The 16,992-nt window shown below is 37.7% G+C and carries 15 protein-coding genes and 1 pseudogene; 5 read left to right on the top strand and 11 right to left on the bottom strand.

Features of this window, described 5'->3' with window-relative positions:
• Positions 1–169: 169 nt before the first annotated feature.
• Genes H3Z85_20480 through H3Z85_20465 form a run of 4 tightly spaced genes read left to right on the top strand, consistent with a single transcriptional unit; the run spans position 170 to position 3,363 of the window.
• Positions 170–1,039: a PH domain-containing protein gene (locus H3Z85_20480; protein ID QPQ51600.1), complete on the top strand. Its 870-nt coding sequence runs from the start codon at positions 170–172 to the stop codon at positions 1,037–1,039.
• Positions 1,040–1,041: 2 nt separating this feature from the next.
• Positions 1,042–1,869: a PH domain-containing protein gene (locus H3Z85_20475; GenBank protein ID QPQ51599.1), complete on the top strand. Its 828-nt coding sequence runs from the start codon at positions 1,042–1,044 to the stop codon at positions 1,867–1,869.
• 19 nt (positions 1,870–1,888) lie between these two features.
• Positions 1,889–2,533, top strand: a complete 645-nt coding sequence (locus H3Z85_20470; protein QPQ51598.1) for a GNAT family N-acetyltransferase — start codon at positions 1,889–1,891, stop codon at positions 2,531–2,533.
• Positions 2,534–2,571: 38 nt separating this feature from the next.
• Positions 2,572–3,363, top strand: a complete 792-nt coding sequence (locus H3Z85_20465) for a class I SAM-dependent methyltransferase (protein QPQ51597.1) — start codon at positions 2,572–2,574, stop codon at positions 3,361–3,363.
• An 87-nt stretch (positions 3,364–3,450) separates the two neighbouring features.
• On the opposite strand, the gene H3Z85_20460 is transcribed toward H3Z85_20465, so the two are convergent.
• From H3Z85_20460 to H3Z85_20450, 3 genes are all read right to left on the bottom strand, one after another.
• Positions 3,451–3,687 (bottom strand): YtxH domain-containing protein, encoded by a 237-nt coding sequence (locus H3Z85_20460; protein ID QPQ51596.1) that lies wholly within the window; start codon positions 3,685–3,687, stop codon positions 3,451–3,453.
• A gap of 98 nt (positions 3,688–3,785) precedes the next feature.
• Positions 3,786–4,628, bottom strand: coding sequence for an isoaspartyl peptidase/L-asparaginase (locus H3Z85_20455; protein QPQ51595.1), 843 nt, complete (start codon positions 4,626–4,628; stop codon positions 3,786–3,788).
• A gap of 171 nt (positions 4,629–4,799) precedes the next feature.
• On the bottom strand, positions 4,800–5,690 hold the full coding sequence (locus tag H3Z85_20450; GenBank protein QPQ51594.1) for a cyanophycinase: 891 nt from the start codon (positions 5,688–5,690) through the stop codon (positions 4,800–4,802).
• 197 nt (positions 5,691–5,887) lie between these two features.
• On the opposite strand from H3Z85_20450, the gene cphA reads away from it, so the two are divergent.
• Positions 5,888–8,518, top strand: a complete 2,631-nt coding sequence (cphA, locus tag H3Z85_20445) for a cyanophycin synthetase (protein ID QPQ51593.1) — start codon at positions 5,888–5,890, stop codon at positions 8,516–8,518.
• Positions 8,519–8,556: 38 nt separating this feature from the next.
• Here the strand turns inward: cphA and H3Z85_20440 are convergent, their stop codons facing one another.
• The 8 genes and pseudogenes from H3Z85_20440 to H3Z85_20405 form a co-directional block, all read right to left on the bottom strand.
• On the bottom strand, positions 8,557–9,015 hold the full coding sequence (locus tag H3Z85_20440) for a hypothetical protein (protein ID QPQ51592.1): 459 nt from the start codon (positions 9,013–9,015) through the stop codon (positions 8,557–8,559).
• Between the two features lie 54 nt (positions 9,016–9,069).
• Complete coding sequence (locus H3Z85_20435) at positions 9,070–10,254, bottom strand: hypothetical protein (protein ID QPQ51591.1); 1,185 nt, start codon at positions 10,252–10,254, stop codon at positions 9,070–9,072.
• A gap of 197 nt (positions 10,255–10,451) precedes the next feature.
• Positions 10,452–11,261 (bottom strand): GMP synthase, encoded by an 810-nt coding sequence (locus H3Z85_20430; GenBank protein QPQ51590.1) that lies wholly within the window; start codon positions 11,259–11,261, stop codon positions 10,452–10,454.
• Positions 11,262–11,294: 33 nt separating this feature from the next.
• A complete protein-coding gene (locus H3Z85_20425) occupies positions 11,295–12,416 on the bottom strand; it encodes a carboxylate-amine ligase (GenBank protein QPQ51589.1) in 1,122 nt (373 codons plus the stop codon).
• A gap of 34 nt (positions 12,417–12,450) precedes the next feature.
• Positions 12,451–13,404 carry a hypothetical protein gene (locus tag H3Z85_20420; GenBank protein ID QPQ51588.1) on the bottom strand — a complete coding sequence of 318 codons (954 nt, stop codon included), beginning with the start codon at positions 13,402–13,404 and terminating at the stop codon, positions 12,451–12,453.
• A gap of 49 nt (positions 13,405–13,453) precedes the next feature.
• Positions 13,454–14,167 carry an esterase gene (locus H3Z85_20415; GenBank protein QPQ51587.1) on the bottom strand — a complete coding sequence of 238 codons (714 nt, stop codon included), beginning with the start codon at positions 14,165–14,167 and terminating at the stop codon, positions 13,454–13,456.
• 29 nt (positions 14,168–14,196) lie between these two features.
• Entirely contained in the window at positions 14,197–15,411 is a 1,215-nt protein-coding gene (locus H3Z85_20410; GenBank protein QPQ51586.1) for an ATP-grasp domain-containing protein, read from the bottom strand.
• Between the two features lie 142 nt (positions 15,412–15,553).
• Positions 15,554–16,970, bottom strand: a pseudogene (locus H3Z85_20405) (leucyl aminopeptidase family protein).
• Positions 16,971–16,992 lie beyond the last annotated feature (22 nt).

The raw sequence follows: 16,992 nt of genomic DNA, 5'->3' as shown, positions 1-16,992 counted from the left end.
TGCTGTCACTTTTTTTATTTATCCGAATAGTACGGATATTCAATAAAATAAGATTTTAATCTTTAAGCTGGAAAAATTAGTGGAGAATTTGTAATTTGGTTCGATAAATAAAAGGCAAAGTGAATATCAGTCTTTGTTTTAATAAAAAACTTTTAAACATAAAAACCAAATGGATACTATTTGTGCACTATGTGGAACTCCACTCACCTCTACAGATATGCTTGTAGGAAAAAACAAATTGGCAGATGGCGGTTACTTGTGTGCCGGATGTTTCACAAAAGCCATTACCATCAATAGAGATCTTGTCAATACTTTAGATCAATTTTATTTTGCAGAGATCACAGGAATGTTTCTTAAAAGTAAGATTGATGCCAGCCAAAAAACTTCAGGACCATCATACTCAGGTGGAAGTTCTTATGAATATGATGCCCCCAGCAGACTTGACGAAATCAAAGATCAGATTGTAGCTTTAAATGCCAGACTCAGCGTACTTGCCAATGAAGAAGTAAATGTGCTGGATACCGTGTTGGATAAAAATGAAAATCTTCTGGCAATTGCCGAATGTATATATCTTCAGAATAATCGTGAAGGAATTGTCTTCGCAACACCTTGGCGTGTTGTTTTTATTGATAAAAAAATCCTTGGCGGTATCGTTCGGAATGAATTTCCTATTCGGGAAATTATCTCTATAGATCATATTGAAAGCCTGATGTATTCTATTTTAAAAGTCAATATTAAAGGAGCTTCAGCAGAATTTAAACTTCATAATAAAAGTGACGGTAGAACATTCTCCAATGTTGTCAACGGAAATATTCAATATCCGGAAAGATATCAGAATCCACACACTGAATCCTTACCCACATTTCAACACAATATTCCGGGGCTGGTTCAGGAAAATGTATACACCACAAATACCAATAAAGAAGATTCTGCTACTGTTTTTGAGCAACTGGAAAAGCTTGGGAAGCTAAGGGAAATCGGAGTTTTAACTGAACAGGAGTTTGCAGAGCAAAAGAAAAAGCTTCTTGATAAATTGTAAAAATGAGTAATAATTGTTCATTGTGCGGCGCAGAATTAACGCCCATGGATACTTTGTTAGGAGAGAATAAACTTTCTGATAATGGCGTTTTGTGTAATAAATGCCTGGATAAAGCAAGTACGATCAATCAGGAGTTGCTGTACAATCTCCATAATTTCAGTATTGAAGATATTAAAAACTTGCTGAAAAAAGTCAGTGCAAACCCAATTCATCCTTTAGAAAAAACAGAGGCGGCTCCTCCTAAGATTACCTATGACATTCCAAAGGAGATATATAAACAGAGAAAAAGAAAAATTAAGTATGAACTTGAAAGTTTAAATGCCAATCTTTCCGTATTTACAAAAGGAGAAATTAAAGAGCTTCCTTTCCTTATTGCTGAGGATGAACAAATACTTGCCATCACCGATGCTCAGTTTGTGAATACATTGGACGCGGGACTATTGATTGCGACACCGATGAGAATATTATCCGTTTCCAAATCTATGTTTGGAGCAGCAAAGATCAATGATTATCCCAATGAAACCATAGAGTCAGTAAGTTTTGTGGCAGATCCACGGTCACCCGTTATTCGCCTGCATCTGGATGAAAGAACCGTTGAGTTTGAGTGTTATATGGATAAAGAGGATGCAGAGAAATTCTATGACCAAATAAAAAATCTTTATAACAATCCTAAAATTCCTCAACAAAATATGCAAAATCCTGTAACAGAAATTCCATCCATGGTTATTTTTGAACAATTGGAACAATTAGGAAAATTGAGAGAAAACGGTATTCTAACCGATACAGAGTTTACAGAACAAAAAAGAAAATTACTGGACCAATTAAAATAAAATCTTTTAACATTGAATCATGAAGGATAAAGCTGAAATTGTTGAAAAATGGATCAAAGGATGGTGTTTGTCAAGAGAAGTATCTTTTCCCGTCCAATATAAATCCGGGTTTTACGTTTTCGTAGGCGACGAAAAGCAAAAAGAGCGTTATGTTTTCCCTGAACCTGATGAAGATTTTTTTCAACTTACCCGTTCAATTGACGAACCGTGGGTGTATCTCAAAGTGAATACACCTCCGGAGGAATGGATACAACGTATTCCTGAAAAATGGGAACTGCAGCCTCAGGGATATCTGATGACCTGTTTTCACCCGATGAATTTTGGGACTATCAGTCTGGCCAATGGATATCATCTGGAATTCTCTGAATACAATTCAACGTATGTGGTGAAGGCTGTAGCTGAAAATGGTGAACAGGCTTCCATAGGCCGTGTCTCCCTGACAGATGATGTTGCTGTCTACGACAGGATTGTCACTGAAGTAAAACATCAAAGAAAAGGTCTGGCCTCATTTTTATTAAAGGAACTTGAAAAAATAGCTTTGTCAAAAGGATTTTTTAATAATCTTTTAGTAGCAACTGAAGAGGGAAGACTCCTGTACGAAACCTTAGGATGGAAGGTATACTGCTTACATTCTTCCATCGTGATTCCAAATAAAGAATGTTAAACAGTGGGAAATGAAAATGAATAATAAAAAACAAAACAATGGAAAATTACCTAGAAATAAATAAAAAATCATGGAATGCTAAAGTAGAACCTCATCTGAAGTCAGATTTCTATTTTGTGGATGAATTTCTGAATGGAAGAACATCTCTTAATTCCATTGAGCTGGAGCTTCTGGGAGATGTGAAAGGAAAAAGCATTCTGCACCTGCAGTGCCATTTTGGGCAAGACTCTATTTCACTTTCAAGAATGGGAGCCAAAGTAACCGGGATCGATCTTTCGGATAAAGCTATAGAAGCAGGAAGAGAACTTGCCCGGAAATGCGGAACAGATACGGAATTTATATGTTCGGATGTCTATGAGCTGCCTAATACTTTACATCAAAAGTTTGATATCGTGTATACAAGCTATGGTACAATAGGGTGGCTTCCTGATCTTGAAAAATGGGCCGGCGTTATTCGTCATTTTCTGAAGCCGGAAGGTAAGTTTATCATGGCAGAATTTCATCCTGTAGTATGGATGTTTGATGATGATTTTACAAAAGTAGCCTACAATTATTTTAATGAAAAGCCGATTGTAGAAACGTATGAAGGTACGTATGCTGATCAGTCGGCGCCTATTGTACAGGAATATGTAATGTGGAATCATTCTTTGGCGGAGGTGCTGGATAATGTAATTAAAAAAGAAATGACTTTGCAGACTTTTCAGGAATATGACTGGTCACCTTATCCGTGTTTCAGGCATGTGGAAGAATTTGAAAAGGGAAAATGGAGAATCCCTCAGTTTGGAAACAAAATTCCATTGGTATACGCCTTTGTTGCACAGAAAAAATAAGATCTTGTGTTTTAAAGTAAAAAAAGTCATCACTATTACTGTGATGACTTTTTCCATATATGAATGTTAAAAAAACTACTGTCTGCTTTAGCTTAAAGAGTCTTCAGCTTTTGTTTTAGCTTCGTCTACTTTATTTTGAACCTGGGAAGCCACATCGTTAGCTTTAGTCTTAATGTCATTTCCCCATTTATTCAGATTGTCTTTTGCTGTATTGATTTTGTCTTTTACAGCCTGTTGGTCTTCAGGAGATGAATTTTTATACTTCCAATAAGCTATTGCACCTAATCCTAGTAAAGCTAATAAGCCTTTTGTCTTGTTTCCCATGATTTCTATTTTTAAAATATTAATATTAAAGTTTGTTATTAATACTTATGTAAAATACGTGCCAAAAAATTAAGTCTAATTATAAATAAATGTTAAATTTAAGAGAAGACCTCAAAAATTTCTCCGTCAAAACTTGCGAAAACCATGGTCGGATAGGAATCTTTGTGATATACATTCCCTTCTTTATCAATAGCGATGGCCCCCGCAAACCCATCGATGGTTTTTAATTCGTCAAAAGTTTTGCTGAACGCTGTTTCCAGACTCATCCCGTCAGTAACCCTTGTTACAATTTTAGCAGCGGTAGCATTGCTTACGATATCTTCACCCACACCCGTACAGCTTACTGCACAAAAAGCATTGGCATAATTTCCGGCCACAGTAGCCGAATCGGAAATCCTTCCCGGAATTTCAAAGCCTTTTCCTCCTGTAGAAGTCGCAACGGCTAATTTTCCATCTTTATCGATTGCTACGCAACCTACAGTTCCTTTTCCGCCACTATTCATTTTAGCTTCATATTCAGACCTTCTTTGCGGGATTTCCGTTGAGAAATTTTCAAAACCATGTTCTGATGCATAGCGTTTTGCTCCTTCTCCTCCGAGAACCCTGTCGTCTTCACCAATGAGATTTTTTGCAACGAAAATAGGGTTTTTCACGTCCTGTATATTGATTACTCCGCTCAATTTCTGTGTTTCTCCATTCATGATCGCGGCACTCATCCGAATCACTCCGTCACTTTGAATCTGCGAGCCTATTCCGGCATTATAGAGCGGATCATCTTCAAGAAGAGATACAGCATAGGCTACTGTCTCAAATGCAGAATGTGTTTGAAGATACTCAAAAGCTTTATGGGCAATTTCTTTTAAAGAGTTTTGTTTTGCAGTCTTTACTTCATGGCTTTGGTCACTTTCCGAAAAAAAACCGCCGTGGATGATGATTTTCATAATAGGTATGGGTTTCGTGTTCCGTGGCTTCATGCCCGGTTATTAATAAGAAGAAAAGATAAGGATTTTATTAATATCCTGGATCAATACGTGTCTTGTGTTCCGGGATTTCGGGTGTATTGCCTTTCGAAAATTAAATTCTTATTATTTATAAAATCTCACATCCCCGAACTACTTATCCTGTGGAATCGGATTAAATTGTGAGTTTTCTATCGTAAGTGTTTTTGTTGTAAGATCATAATGATCATTCATAGACATTACATGAACCGTCAGGTTGTCAATAGAAATAGGCTCTCCAAGATTGATGTTGGTAAGGTTGGTATCTTTAATAAACCTTCCGTCTACCAGGATAACAAGTCCGGAACCTACAGCGGTCATCACGTCATTATGAATAAACAGTCCGGTGTCTTCACCAAGCCCGATACCCAGCGTTCTCGGGTTATTCACTACAGCCTGGAAAAGGCGTCCGATTCTCCCTCTTTGTACAAAGTGAGTATCAATGATAACATTATCGATCAGGCCCAGTCCTTGTGTCGTTTTAATTTCTCCTTTTAATAAAGCTTCAGAGCTGCTTCCCTGATAAATCATATTTTCGGAAGCTGCCGCAGCACCTGCCGATGTTCCGGAATAAATGAAATCCTGTTCCTGATATTTCAGTAAAATGGTATCATGAAAACGGGTTCCTCCAAGAATAGAGGTCAGTCTCAATTGATCACCTCCGGTAAGCATCATTACATCAGCAGCATTTGCTCTTGCAACCATAGCGTCAGAATTGGCCTCCTCACGGTTGTGGATATCTAGGACGTTCACATTTTTAGCGCCCAAAAATTCAAATGCTTTTTTATATTCGGAGCCTACAATCTGCGGAATCTGGGAAGCGGTAGTTACAATCTCAATTACAGAATCTTCCTTATGTTTTGATTCATTGATGATCTTTCGTAAGATGCCTCTTTCAAAAAAATTAAGGTTCTTTTCAATATTCTGATCATAATCGGTTTCTGCAAAACTTCCTTTGTTTACAGCACCCCCAATAACTATTAATTTTCCAACAGGTTTCGTCATGGTACAAAATTAAAAAATAATTAACATTATTTGGCGAAATTCATGCCATCTTTACTTGATTTTTAATGATTTAGAAATGTTAATTAAAATTAATTTTTTTTAATAATTCTTTAAATGTGGTATGGTTTCGTTTAGGGTTTTACATTATCTTTGACTATAAAAGGAGTTATTATTAACTGTTAAAATGCCAATAGACTATGAAAATCGAAAAGATTCAGGCACTACGTGGTCCTAATATCTGGAGTATCAGAAGAAAGAAACTGATACAGATGAGGTTAGACCTTGAGGAAATGGAGAATTATCCCACTAATAAAATCGAAGGATTCAGAGAAAGGATAGAAAAATTAATACCGTCACTGATCACTCACAGATGTTCGGAAGGTGTAGAGGGTGGTTTTTTCCATAGAGTGGAAACGGGAACCTGGATGGGGCATGTTATTGAGCATATAGCTTTGGAGATCCAGACGCTTGCCGGTATGGATGTAGGCTTTGGAAGAACCCGAGAAACCAAAACTCCGGGTGTATATAATGTCGTATTTAATTATATAGAAGAAAATGCGGGAATATATGCTGCGGAAGAAGCTGTAAAAATTGCAGAAGCTTTAATTGAAGGAACAGATTATGACCTGAGTGCATGTATTCATCGGTTAAAAGAGATCAGGGAACGCGTTCGTCTCGGTCCTTCTACAGGAAGCATAGTAGAAGAAGCTGCTTCCAGGAAAATTCCATGGATAAGATTGGGAACCAATTCATTGGTGCAATTGGGCTATGGAGTCAATCAACAACGCTTTCAGGCTACGATTACAGGGAAAACAAGTTCTATTGCAGTTGATATCGCATGTAATAAAGAATTGACGAAGAAAATGTTGCATGATGCAGCTATTCCTGTTCCCATTGGTGATATGGTAGTGGATGAAGAGGGACTAGAGAGCGTAATCAGAAAAATCGGTTATCCTATCGTGTTGAAACCTTTAGACGGAAATCACGGAAAAGGTTCTTCCATTAATGTCAATGACTGGGAAGCGGCAAAGACAGGGCTGGAACATGCCCAGAAATATTCCAGAAAAGTAATCGTAGAAAAATATATTACCGGCTATGACTTCAGAGTTCTGGTCATCGATAATAAGATGGTGGCTGCCTCTAGACGAGTTCCTGCCCATATTGTTGGTGACGGAGAACTCAATATTCAACAACTTATCGATAAAGAAAATAAAGATCCACGACGAGGATATGGTCATGAAAATGTACTTACTGAGATTGAAGTAGACAAAGATACTCTGGAGCTTCTTGATAAACTTCAATATACTCTTGATACCGTTCCTCAAAGAGGAGAGGTGGTTTACCTGAAATCAACAGCCAATCTGTCGACAGGAGGAACCTCGATAGACGTTACGGATATGGTACATCCCGAAAACATTACGATGGCGGAAAGGATTTCTAAAATCATCGGTTTAGATGTTTGCGGTATCGATATTATGGCTGAAAACCTGACCCAGCCCTTAAAAGAAAGCGGAGGTGCCATTATAGAAGTGAATGCGGCACCCGGATTCAGAATGCACCTTGCCCCGAGTGAAGGATTGCCAAGAAATGTCGCTGCTCCTGTAGTAGACATGCTCTATCCGCAAGGAAGGCCCTTTACCATCCCGATTATTGCCGTTACAGGAACCAACGGAAAAACAACAACGACAAGACTGATCTCCCATATCGTGAAAAGCAACGGCTACAGAGTAGGTTTTACGACTTCTGACGGAATTTATATTCAAAATACAATGCTGTCTAAAGGAGACACAACAGGGCCTCTTTCTGCTGAGTTCATCCTTAAAGATCCCACTGTAGAATTTGCTGTTCTGGAAACGGCAAGAGGAGGGATTTTACGTTCCGGATTGGGTTTTTCACAATGTGATATCGGGGTTCTGACCAATATTGAAGAAGATCACCTGGGAATGAATGATATTCACAGCCTCAAAGATCTTACTAAAGTGAAGCGCGTTGTACTGGACAGTGTAAAGAAAAATGGCTGGAGTGTTTTAAATGCTGATAACGAATATTCCATGAAGATTGTGAATGATCTTGATTGTAATGTTGCCATTTTCAGTATGGATGAAAATAATCCTCACATTGTAAAATTTGCTAAAGAAGGAAAAATAACCTGTGTCTTCGAAGAAGGTTTCGTGACCATTAAAAAAGGAGACTGGAAAATCAGGATCGGAAAAGCTAAAGATTTCCCGATTACGATGGAAGGGAAGGCGAGATTTATGATAGAAAACGTGCTGGCGGCCAGTTTGGCAAGTTACCTTCACGGATTTGGCATTGAAGATATTTCCAATTCTTTGAGAACATTTATTCCAAGTGCTCAGCTCACTCCCGGAAGACTGAATGTATTTAAATTTAAAAACTTTAAAGTACTGATTGACTTCGCTCACAACCCTTCAGGCTATGAGGCTATTGAAGATTACCTGAAAAATGTAGAATCTTCAAAGAAAATTGGTATCATTTCCGGTGTGGGAGACAGAAGAGATAATGATATCAGAGAATGCGGAAGGATTGCCGGGCGCATGTTCGACCACATCATTATCCGCAACGAAAAACATCTTCGCGGCAGAACCGAAGAAGAAATTAATGGATTGATTATTGAAGGTATGCAGTCTTCAGGAAAAGATGTGAGCTACGAGATCATTCCCAAAGAGATTGAAGCTTTAAAACATGCCATAGGAATGGCTGAAGAAGGAACTTTCATTACCGCTTTAAGTGATGTAATTTCCAATGCCATCGACCTTGTACAGGAATACCAGGCTCGGGAACTGCTGGAAGATGATAAAAATTTGTAAGAAATAAAAACCTTCGGAATTCCGAAGGTTTTTTGTTGTTATATGTTTTCCCAGGTTTTTTGAACTTTCTGGATTTTTGTCAGATAAGGAATCAGCAGAACCAGCTCGAATCTGATGGTGAAATGTTTTGAATCTGCTACAAAAGGTAAAATAAACATGGCAATTCCGCAGATGATAATTCCTAAGACCGCATCGGCAATAGCGGCTTTTGGTGCCCATCTTTCTTCAAACCAAAGCCCATAGGCGACAATTCCTTTAAAAATTAGTAGAAAAAGTATAATGAAACCGGTTATGCTGTAAGGTTGAGTAGTTTCTAAGCCATAGATCGACAAATTTGTATCATTAAGAAAGTATCCAAAACCCAATATCAGAACAGCAATAACTCCTCCAAAGATAAAGAACCATATGAAAATTTTGATCCACCATGGAAGTAAGCTTCTTCTTCGGGCAAAATTATTTTTTTTATCAAACTCTTCAAAATTTGATGGCACTTCCATGTATATTTAGTTTTTTTTAGGTTATAAATTTTATGTTGAAAGCTCCTTTTGCAGTTATTCTTCTCCAAAAAATGCATTCGAACTTCCAATCCAGATCGCATCTTTCTTATTAAAATCTACATTTACCATAGCGGCCTTTGTCATTCTGCCAAGGTTTTCCAATAGAACGGGTCGCTCATCATTTTCCCGCCAAATATACAACAAACGGATCTCTGCTTTTGAAAAATCACCGTGAATATCTTCAAAAATGGGCTCATAGTTTACTTTTCTTTGAAGAATGTAATTTTCTTTATCCTGAATGGCATCGGTAATTTCTTTTGTAGGTTCCAGATTCACACCACTTCCGGCAAATGAAAATAAGGGCTTTAATACAAAATTTTCCAGCTTCTCGGTTTCCGGGAATTCATTAAGAAAATAGCTTTTTGGAACAAACTGATGATCCAACAGAGGAAGAAGGAATTTAGAAATTTTAAAAAACCAGTTGGGATGGGTAATCCATTTGACATCCACTTCTTCACGGAAATCAAATTCGGTTTTTAAATCGGGGATCCTGTCGAGCTCATCAAAAATCACACGGTTGTAAATCCTTTTAATTTCTATCCTTTTGTCATTGTCCTCATAATACAGTTTTCTGCCTTCTTTCTTTATTTTTGTCAGGCAGATAGTTTTGATTCCAAGCAGTTGTTCCGTTAAAGCAAAATCAATGGCTGTTTTCTGTTTTTCGGGGAAAATTTCAAGAAGGATCACATGTTCCGGATTCTCATCTCCAACGATCAGTTCTTTCAGATAATTTTTAAATGTTTCCTGTGGCATAGGATTACGGATCCCGGAAAGAAACGGATAGACTTCGCAAAATGTGTTTTCAAAAGTTTTCTGAAAAGCATATAGCGAAGGAAAAGCCTGTAATTCAATAAGCTGGGGTTCTATTTCTCCGTTTTTACTCTTACAAACACCAAAGTCTATCGTAAAAAAATGAGGTTTATCGGTATCATTAGGAACTTTACAATTGTCTGGGACAGCTTTTTGAAGGGTTTCCTGCGGAAGTTCTTTGATCCGGCTGATAATGCTTTCGCTGGCATCCAAAAGTTTTCTTTCAAATTCTTTGGTAAGAAAAATGGGACTTTCTGAAACCCTGAAACCGGGTTCTACACCGCTTTTTTGTGCCAAAGTATATTTAAGCTCCTGATATTTCTCCTGAGAAAATTCCTGATTGAACTGTTTTCTGTATTTTGGGATCATATTTTTCTTTTGTAATGGTAAAAAAATCGAGCGTGGATACCCGATTGATATAGTTATAAATCCGGAAGAAGGGAGCTTTTGAAACCGGAACTTTTAGATAAAATCAGTTTTACTAATACCTCATTAAATCAAAAGTTGACCAGAAATTTATCACTGCGATAGCTTCCTGCCTTTTTAAGCCCAGGATTCAGCACCTTTCAAAATGTTTTTTTTGCCCACTGAAGGAATCTCGGAAGGATCTGATTTCTGGTAAGAATGATTTTATCTTCATCATCTATTCTGTCCATCGTTTCAAGATATTTTTCCATTCCGAAATTTTCGATCATGGCTTCTCTGTTTTTATCATCCTTAAGGTTCTCAATTAATGCCTCAGGACTTGCTTCCGGGTGAAACTGCGTTCCAAATATCTCATCTGAAAAACGAACAGCCATTACAGCTCTTTCCAGATTAATGTGAGGACGGAACTTTTCAATGGCCATAATTTTCATACCCAATTCCTCAAAACGATCCATATCAGGTTCAATAAACTGATAAGCTCTGGAATCTACAGCATAGAAAGGGTCCTGAAGATTCTTAAATAAGAATTCTTCTTTACCTTCTGCGGTTTTATGAACCGGCATTACTCCGAAAGAATAGGATTTTCTTTTACAAATATTGCCCAATTTCCAATGGATGCTTGCTAGCTGAAAGGAGTGGCAGATCAGGAAAAGATACTTTTTATCTTCATGGTAAGTATTGTGTTCAAAGAGGGTATTTAAAAAACCGGCAAACCTGTTTTCCCATTCAAAACCTTCTCTGTGTGGAGTGCCCGGGCCGCCTGAGGAAATAAAAATATCAAAATCTCCGATTTCCGGCATTTCATCTTTAAATCTTACATCAAATGTCTTGATGATCACATTTTCTTCTGAGTTCTGCTGAAACGTTTCAGAAATTTCTTTAATATTTCTAAAGCCCTGATTGACATGATTATTGTTCATATCCAGCAGAGCAATTCGAATATCTTTCATTACATCATATTTTTTGTAAAGGTATCAAAAATATTATGAAGCAGGTTCACCGTGTGTAATACCATATTCGGTCTCAGAGATCATATAATCTACGACTTTTGTGAGATCACCGGTTTCCTTGAAGATCTGAAGCTGCCGGTCTGCTCCGGTTCCGTGTTCAAGAATTTTCCAGGCATATTCCACTTCATTTCTGCATCCAAGTTCATCTACTACATCATCGATGAATTCTAAAAGCTCTTTTAACAAATGAGGGTACGGCACTGATTCTTCTTTACCAAAATCGATAAGGTGAGCTTCTATACCACTTTTGGAAGCACGCCATTTGTTCTCATTCAACAGTAATCTCCTGTAGCTTCTGAAACTAAGGTTTTGCTGATGGAGCTTATAAATCTTGGCGACCAGACTTTGCATAATGGCAGCCAGACAAACAGTTTCGTCAATTCTTAGCGGCATATCACAAATCCTGAATTCAATTGTAGGGTAGAACGGATGTACACGAAGGTCCCACCAGATTTTCTTGGCATTATCAATGGTACCCGTTTTTATAAGAAGATCCACATAGCTGTCAAATTCAGCCAGGGAATTAAAAAAACTGGGAATACCGGTTCTTGGGAATTTTACAAAAATCTCCTGTCTGTACGATTTAAACCCCGTATATCTGCCGATCCAAAAAGGGGAATTGGTGGAAAGAGCATAGACGTGAGGCAAAAAATACCGCATGACATTCTGGATTCTTACCCCTTCTTCACGGTTCGGGATCCCAATATGAACATGAAGCCCGAAAATAAGATTCTCACGGGCAACGTCTCCCATGTCGTCCACAATTTTAATATATCGTTCTCCTTGTGTAATAGTATTGTCAGACCAGTGTGAAAAGGGATGTGTTCCGCCGCCGGATACCCTTAAGCCCTGTTCATGGGCAGTATTGATTAAGTGGCGTCTTAAACCGGTTAATTCAGCTCTTGCTTCCTGAATATTCTGACAGATGCCTGTTTCCATTTCAATCATGGATTCATGCATTTCGTGTTTTAAATTTTCACTTAAAACCGATTTTCCGCCCTCAATGATTTTTGAAACGTGAGAAATAAGATCCCTGCTTTCAACATCAATGATCTGATACTCCTCTTCGATTCCAATAGTAAACTGATGATGCATTTTTCTTGTGTTTTTTTATTTTTTTATTGAATCTCTACTTTATTGAATCTTTCACAAAGGTTCCCCAGGCAATATTGGGTTTTCCCGGAATGTATTCTTTTGCTTTTTCAATGGCCAGTTTGGCAGCGTGCTCTATAATCCATGCGAAATTTTCTTCTCCTACAGAGTTTTTATCTGCATCCGGAGCCGGATTACAGAAGTCGATTGCATAGGGAATACCATCTCTAACGGCAAATTCTACCGTATTAAAATCATATCCTAAAGCTTCATTCATTTTTATGGTATAATCATGAATGGTCTTTAGCAATTTTTTCAGTTCTTCACCCTCGGTTTTATGGGTAGTTGCATATCTCAGATGAGGTGCATTACGAGGTTCGTAAGGCATGATGTGAACATATTTTCTTCCCAGACAATATACTCTGTAGTAATCATCAAAGATAATCTCTTCCTGAACCATCATCACCAATTGCTCCGTTTCGCCCAGTTTATTCCAGAGGTCATCAGGATTGTCTACACGGTAAACATTTCTCCATCCGCCTCCATCATGGGGTTTCATATAAGCCGGGAATCCTACATAATTAAAAATATACTCCCAGTCGTGTGGAAATTTAAGATTTCTGAATGATGTCTCTGAAGTATTGGATGGTCTTTCATGAGAGGGAAGCAAAACGGTTTTAGGCAAAGGAATTCCCAGTTTAGACATCAGGGCGTTATTGAAAAATTTTTCATCAGCACTCCACCAGAACGGATTATTAATCACATAGGTGCCATTCAGTGCTGCATTTTTCAGATAGGCTCTGTAAAAAGGAACATCCTGAGAAATTCTGTCGATAATGACGGCATACCCATAATCTGCACCTTGTTCCAGTTTGTCGATATGTACCGGCTCAGCTACAATATCTCCGCCACCCAACTCATTTACTTTATCAATAAATGCCCAGGGAAACGTATCCTCCATACCAAAAAGAATTCCTACTTTTTTTGTCATAATTTTTTGTTTTTTAATTGGTGTATATATTTTTTATAACAGGTAATATTTAAGAGAAATAAGCTCCTATAAATGTTGGAAATACCATTCTCCACAGGGGCCAGTCGTGGCCGATCCACTTTCTTTCATCATACCAGAAATCAATACCTTTTGCTCTTAAAATTTCAGCCATTTCCACATTCTTTTCTTTACAGATATCCTGGTCGGAAGTGCTCAGTACGATGTGCATATGTTTATATTTCCAGGATTCATCATTTCTTATAAATTCTCTCGGACAGTTAAAATAAACAAGGTCGTCTGAAAATCCATCCATAAAACTTCTTATGCTGAAAGCGCCCGAAAGACAAAATAAATGAGAAACCACATCCGGAAACCTGAAAGCAAAGTTGGCAGCATGATATCCTCCAAAGCTTGCTCCTGCAACGGCCACACGATGGGTTTTATGAAGTTTTTGAATATATGGGACAAACTCTTTAATCAAAAACTGAACATATCTTTCGTAATTTCTTATTCTCTGCTGAGGCGATATAGTATTGTCGTAAAAGCTCCGGCTATCGATGGTTTCGATATTATATAGCTTTACTTTTCCCTGTTCTACAAACCAATTGATACTTCCGTTAAGGTGAAAGTCATGGTTCTGGGTATATTGCCCCTGAGAAGTCGGGAACATAATAACGGGATGACCGTAATGTCCGGTTACTTCTACTTTAAGGCTTATACCCAAAATATTAGAATAATAATCTGTATGTTCTATATGCGGCATTGATTCACTTTTTCTTTAATCGTTATGTGTTAACTGCTTAATTTGTTACTTTTCGGAGGCAGGATATTGAGCATTTCAGCATGGATCTTCTGAGCGGCACTATCTAATTTATCCTGAATCACAGAGGCATTAGCAGATTTATACACAATACCTACATGATAATCTATCGGGAGAAATTTTACAACTTCTTCGCATTCAAAACTGCTGTAGTCCGGTTCTTTATCTTTGATCAAAGCAACAATTAACCCTGCATAATATCCGGTAGGTGGGGAAATGGCATATGGTGTACCCCTCAAAAGGGCGTCTTCAATCTTTGCCCATTCTCTCCAGATATTAATATTGCTGGATGCTTCCACAAGATCAGGAATATGGGCGCCTCCAACTCTTGAAGATGTTTCCAGGAAGTACCATTTTCCATCTTCTCTTCCCCGGATAAACTCGGTGTGAGTGGCACCGTTAAGGAGCCCAAAATTGGAAAGCACTTTAGCGTTACTGTCTTCCAGAGCCTTAAATTCTTCAGAATATCTTCCTAATGTTTTTGACCTGAATACACCTCCCTCATGAGAAACCTGCATGGGTGGGGCCAGATATTTGGAGGCAGAAGTAAAAACAATTTCTTTATTAAAGGTAAGGCTGTCTACATGATATACATCACCAGGTTTAAAACTTTCTAATAAAAACAGGTGACGCTCTTCTCCAAGAGTATCCAATGCCTCATGAAGTTGTTCTCTGGAAGTGATTTTCTTAATACCGGATGCTGAAGCTTCTGATCGGGGCTTCAATACCCATGGAGGAGAAACTTTATCGGCAAAATCATTAACGGCATCATCATTGAAAACTGCTGTAAACTCAGGTACATTGATTCCCGAGTCTTTAGCCTTTTGTCTCATCGCCAGTTTATCTCTGAAATATCGGTGGGTCGTCTGCCCCATTCCCGGAATACGAAACGTTTCCCTGATCAGGGCAGCCTTTTCCACATCATAATCATCAAGGGCAACTACTGCATCAACTTTCCTGGTTTTCATTAAGTGTGAAAATCCCTGAATCAGATGATCCAGATTCCAAACGGAAGGCTTAAGTTCGGGCATATAAAAGACCTCGTCAATAGCATGCCACGGCCAGTTTTTTTCTTTAAGATTTTCCGATGTTACCAGGATTATTTTATTACCAAGCTTTTTCATTTCATCCATGAAATCATAGCCCTTGTAATAGCAAGAAATGCATACAATAGTTTTCTCCTCCATATAATGTTTTTTAAGATTTAGTGATTTTTCAAAAATAAAAGCAAATCTTTATTGTTTGATTAATATCAAATAAGGGAATATGATGTATTTTTTTAAAAATCGCTAATCAAGTATACAGAGAATTTTTGTAATAAACTAATTTTTAATGATAATTTTCAATTAAATCAGAGAGTAATTGAACTCCATAACCGGTTGCTGCTTTTTCTTTAGCATATCCTACACTTCCAAATGCCACTCCGGCAATATCAAGATGTGCCCATTTAGGATGATTTTCAATGAATTGCTCTAGAAATTTAGCCGCAATAATACAGTCTCCCACAGGTTTCATAGAAAGGTTTTTCAAATCTGCGACATCAGACCGAATGTCGTTTTTCCAGATATCCCATAAAGGCAGATTCCATAGCCTTTGGTTAGTCTGATCTCCGGTTTTTATGAACATGTTTTTTAATTCATCGTTATTAGAAAACAGAGCTCCGCAGGTGTCTCCAAACATTCTTACCGAGCTTCCCGTTAAAGTAGCCAGATCGATGAGAAAGTCTGTTTTATAGTTTTTGGAAAGATAAGAAAGTCCATCCGCAAGGATGAGTCTTCCCTTCTGCATCAGTATCCAGAACTTCGATTGTTTTTCCATTGTATGCCGTGATAACATCACTTGGAAGTAAAGCTTTCTCAGAAATAGCATTATCTGTAATGGGCAGAACGGCAACAATATTAACCGGAAGTTTCATTTCTGCAGCATAGATCAATGTTCCAAGAACTGCCGTGGCGCCTCCCATATCAGATTTCATATAATGTAAGTTTGCCGGGTTTTTCAATGAAATACCACCCGTATCAAAAAGGACACACTTTCCGACCAGACCGAAAGTCTTCGCATTTTTAACCGTTGTTTTATATTCCAAAATAGTGAATGCTGCATCATAGGCACTGCCTTGATTTACAGCGAGGTAGGCACCCAGCCCTAGTTCTTCACATTTTTTTCTGTTAAAAACAGTATATTTTAATTCATATTTTTTGGCCATATTTTTTAAATATAAACTAAAAACGTCCGGCTTTTTAAGATTAGCAGGTTTATTCAGCCATTCCTGGCAGGTAATCTGGCCATTGCTTAAAGCTTCTGCTTTCCGGCCGATATAATCTAACTTCTTCTGACTTAAATTTTCAAAATGAAGCTCAAATTTTGTATTCCAGAAGGGATGATTTTTCTCAAAAGGATAATTATAAGTGCCAATCAGAAGCCCTTTCACAAATTCTTCAAACTGCTTTTCATTCATGAAATCTGCCAAAAGTAAAGTAGGAGCAGCCTGAAATTTTTCTTTCTGTATTTGAGAAAACTTCACCGCTACCTGCTGAATTTCGAAGTTTTGTAAAGCAGATTTCCCTAAGCCTATAAAATAAGTGATTCCTTCTTCATGGGCATTAATGAAGACCTCATGTTTTTTCCCCGTAAAAAAAGTAGCTATATTTTTATTGAAATTTTTATTAGATTTTGTCCATTCTTCCTCAGTGAATACATGAAAAACCTGAGTGTAATTTTTATTTTTTTTGTTGATTAACTTCATAAATAGATTTTATTCTTTTTAA

The organism is Chryseobacterium indologenes (genome assembly GCA_016025055.1).
GTDB classification, from domain to species: domain Bacteria; phylum Bacteroidota; class Bacteroidia; order Flavobacteriales; family Weeksellaceae; genus Chryseobacterium; species Chryseobacterium indologenes.
This window is presented reverse-complemented; position numbering and strand designations above follow the sequence as displayed.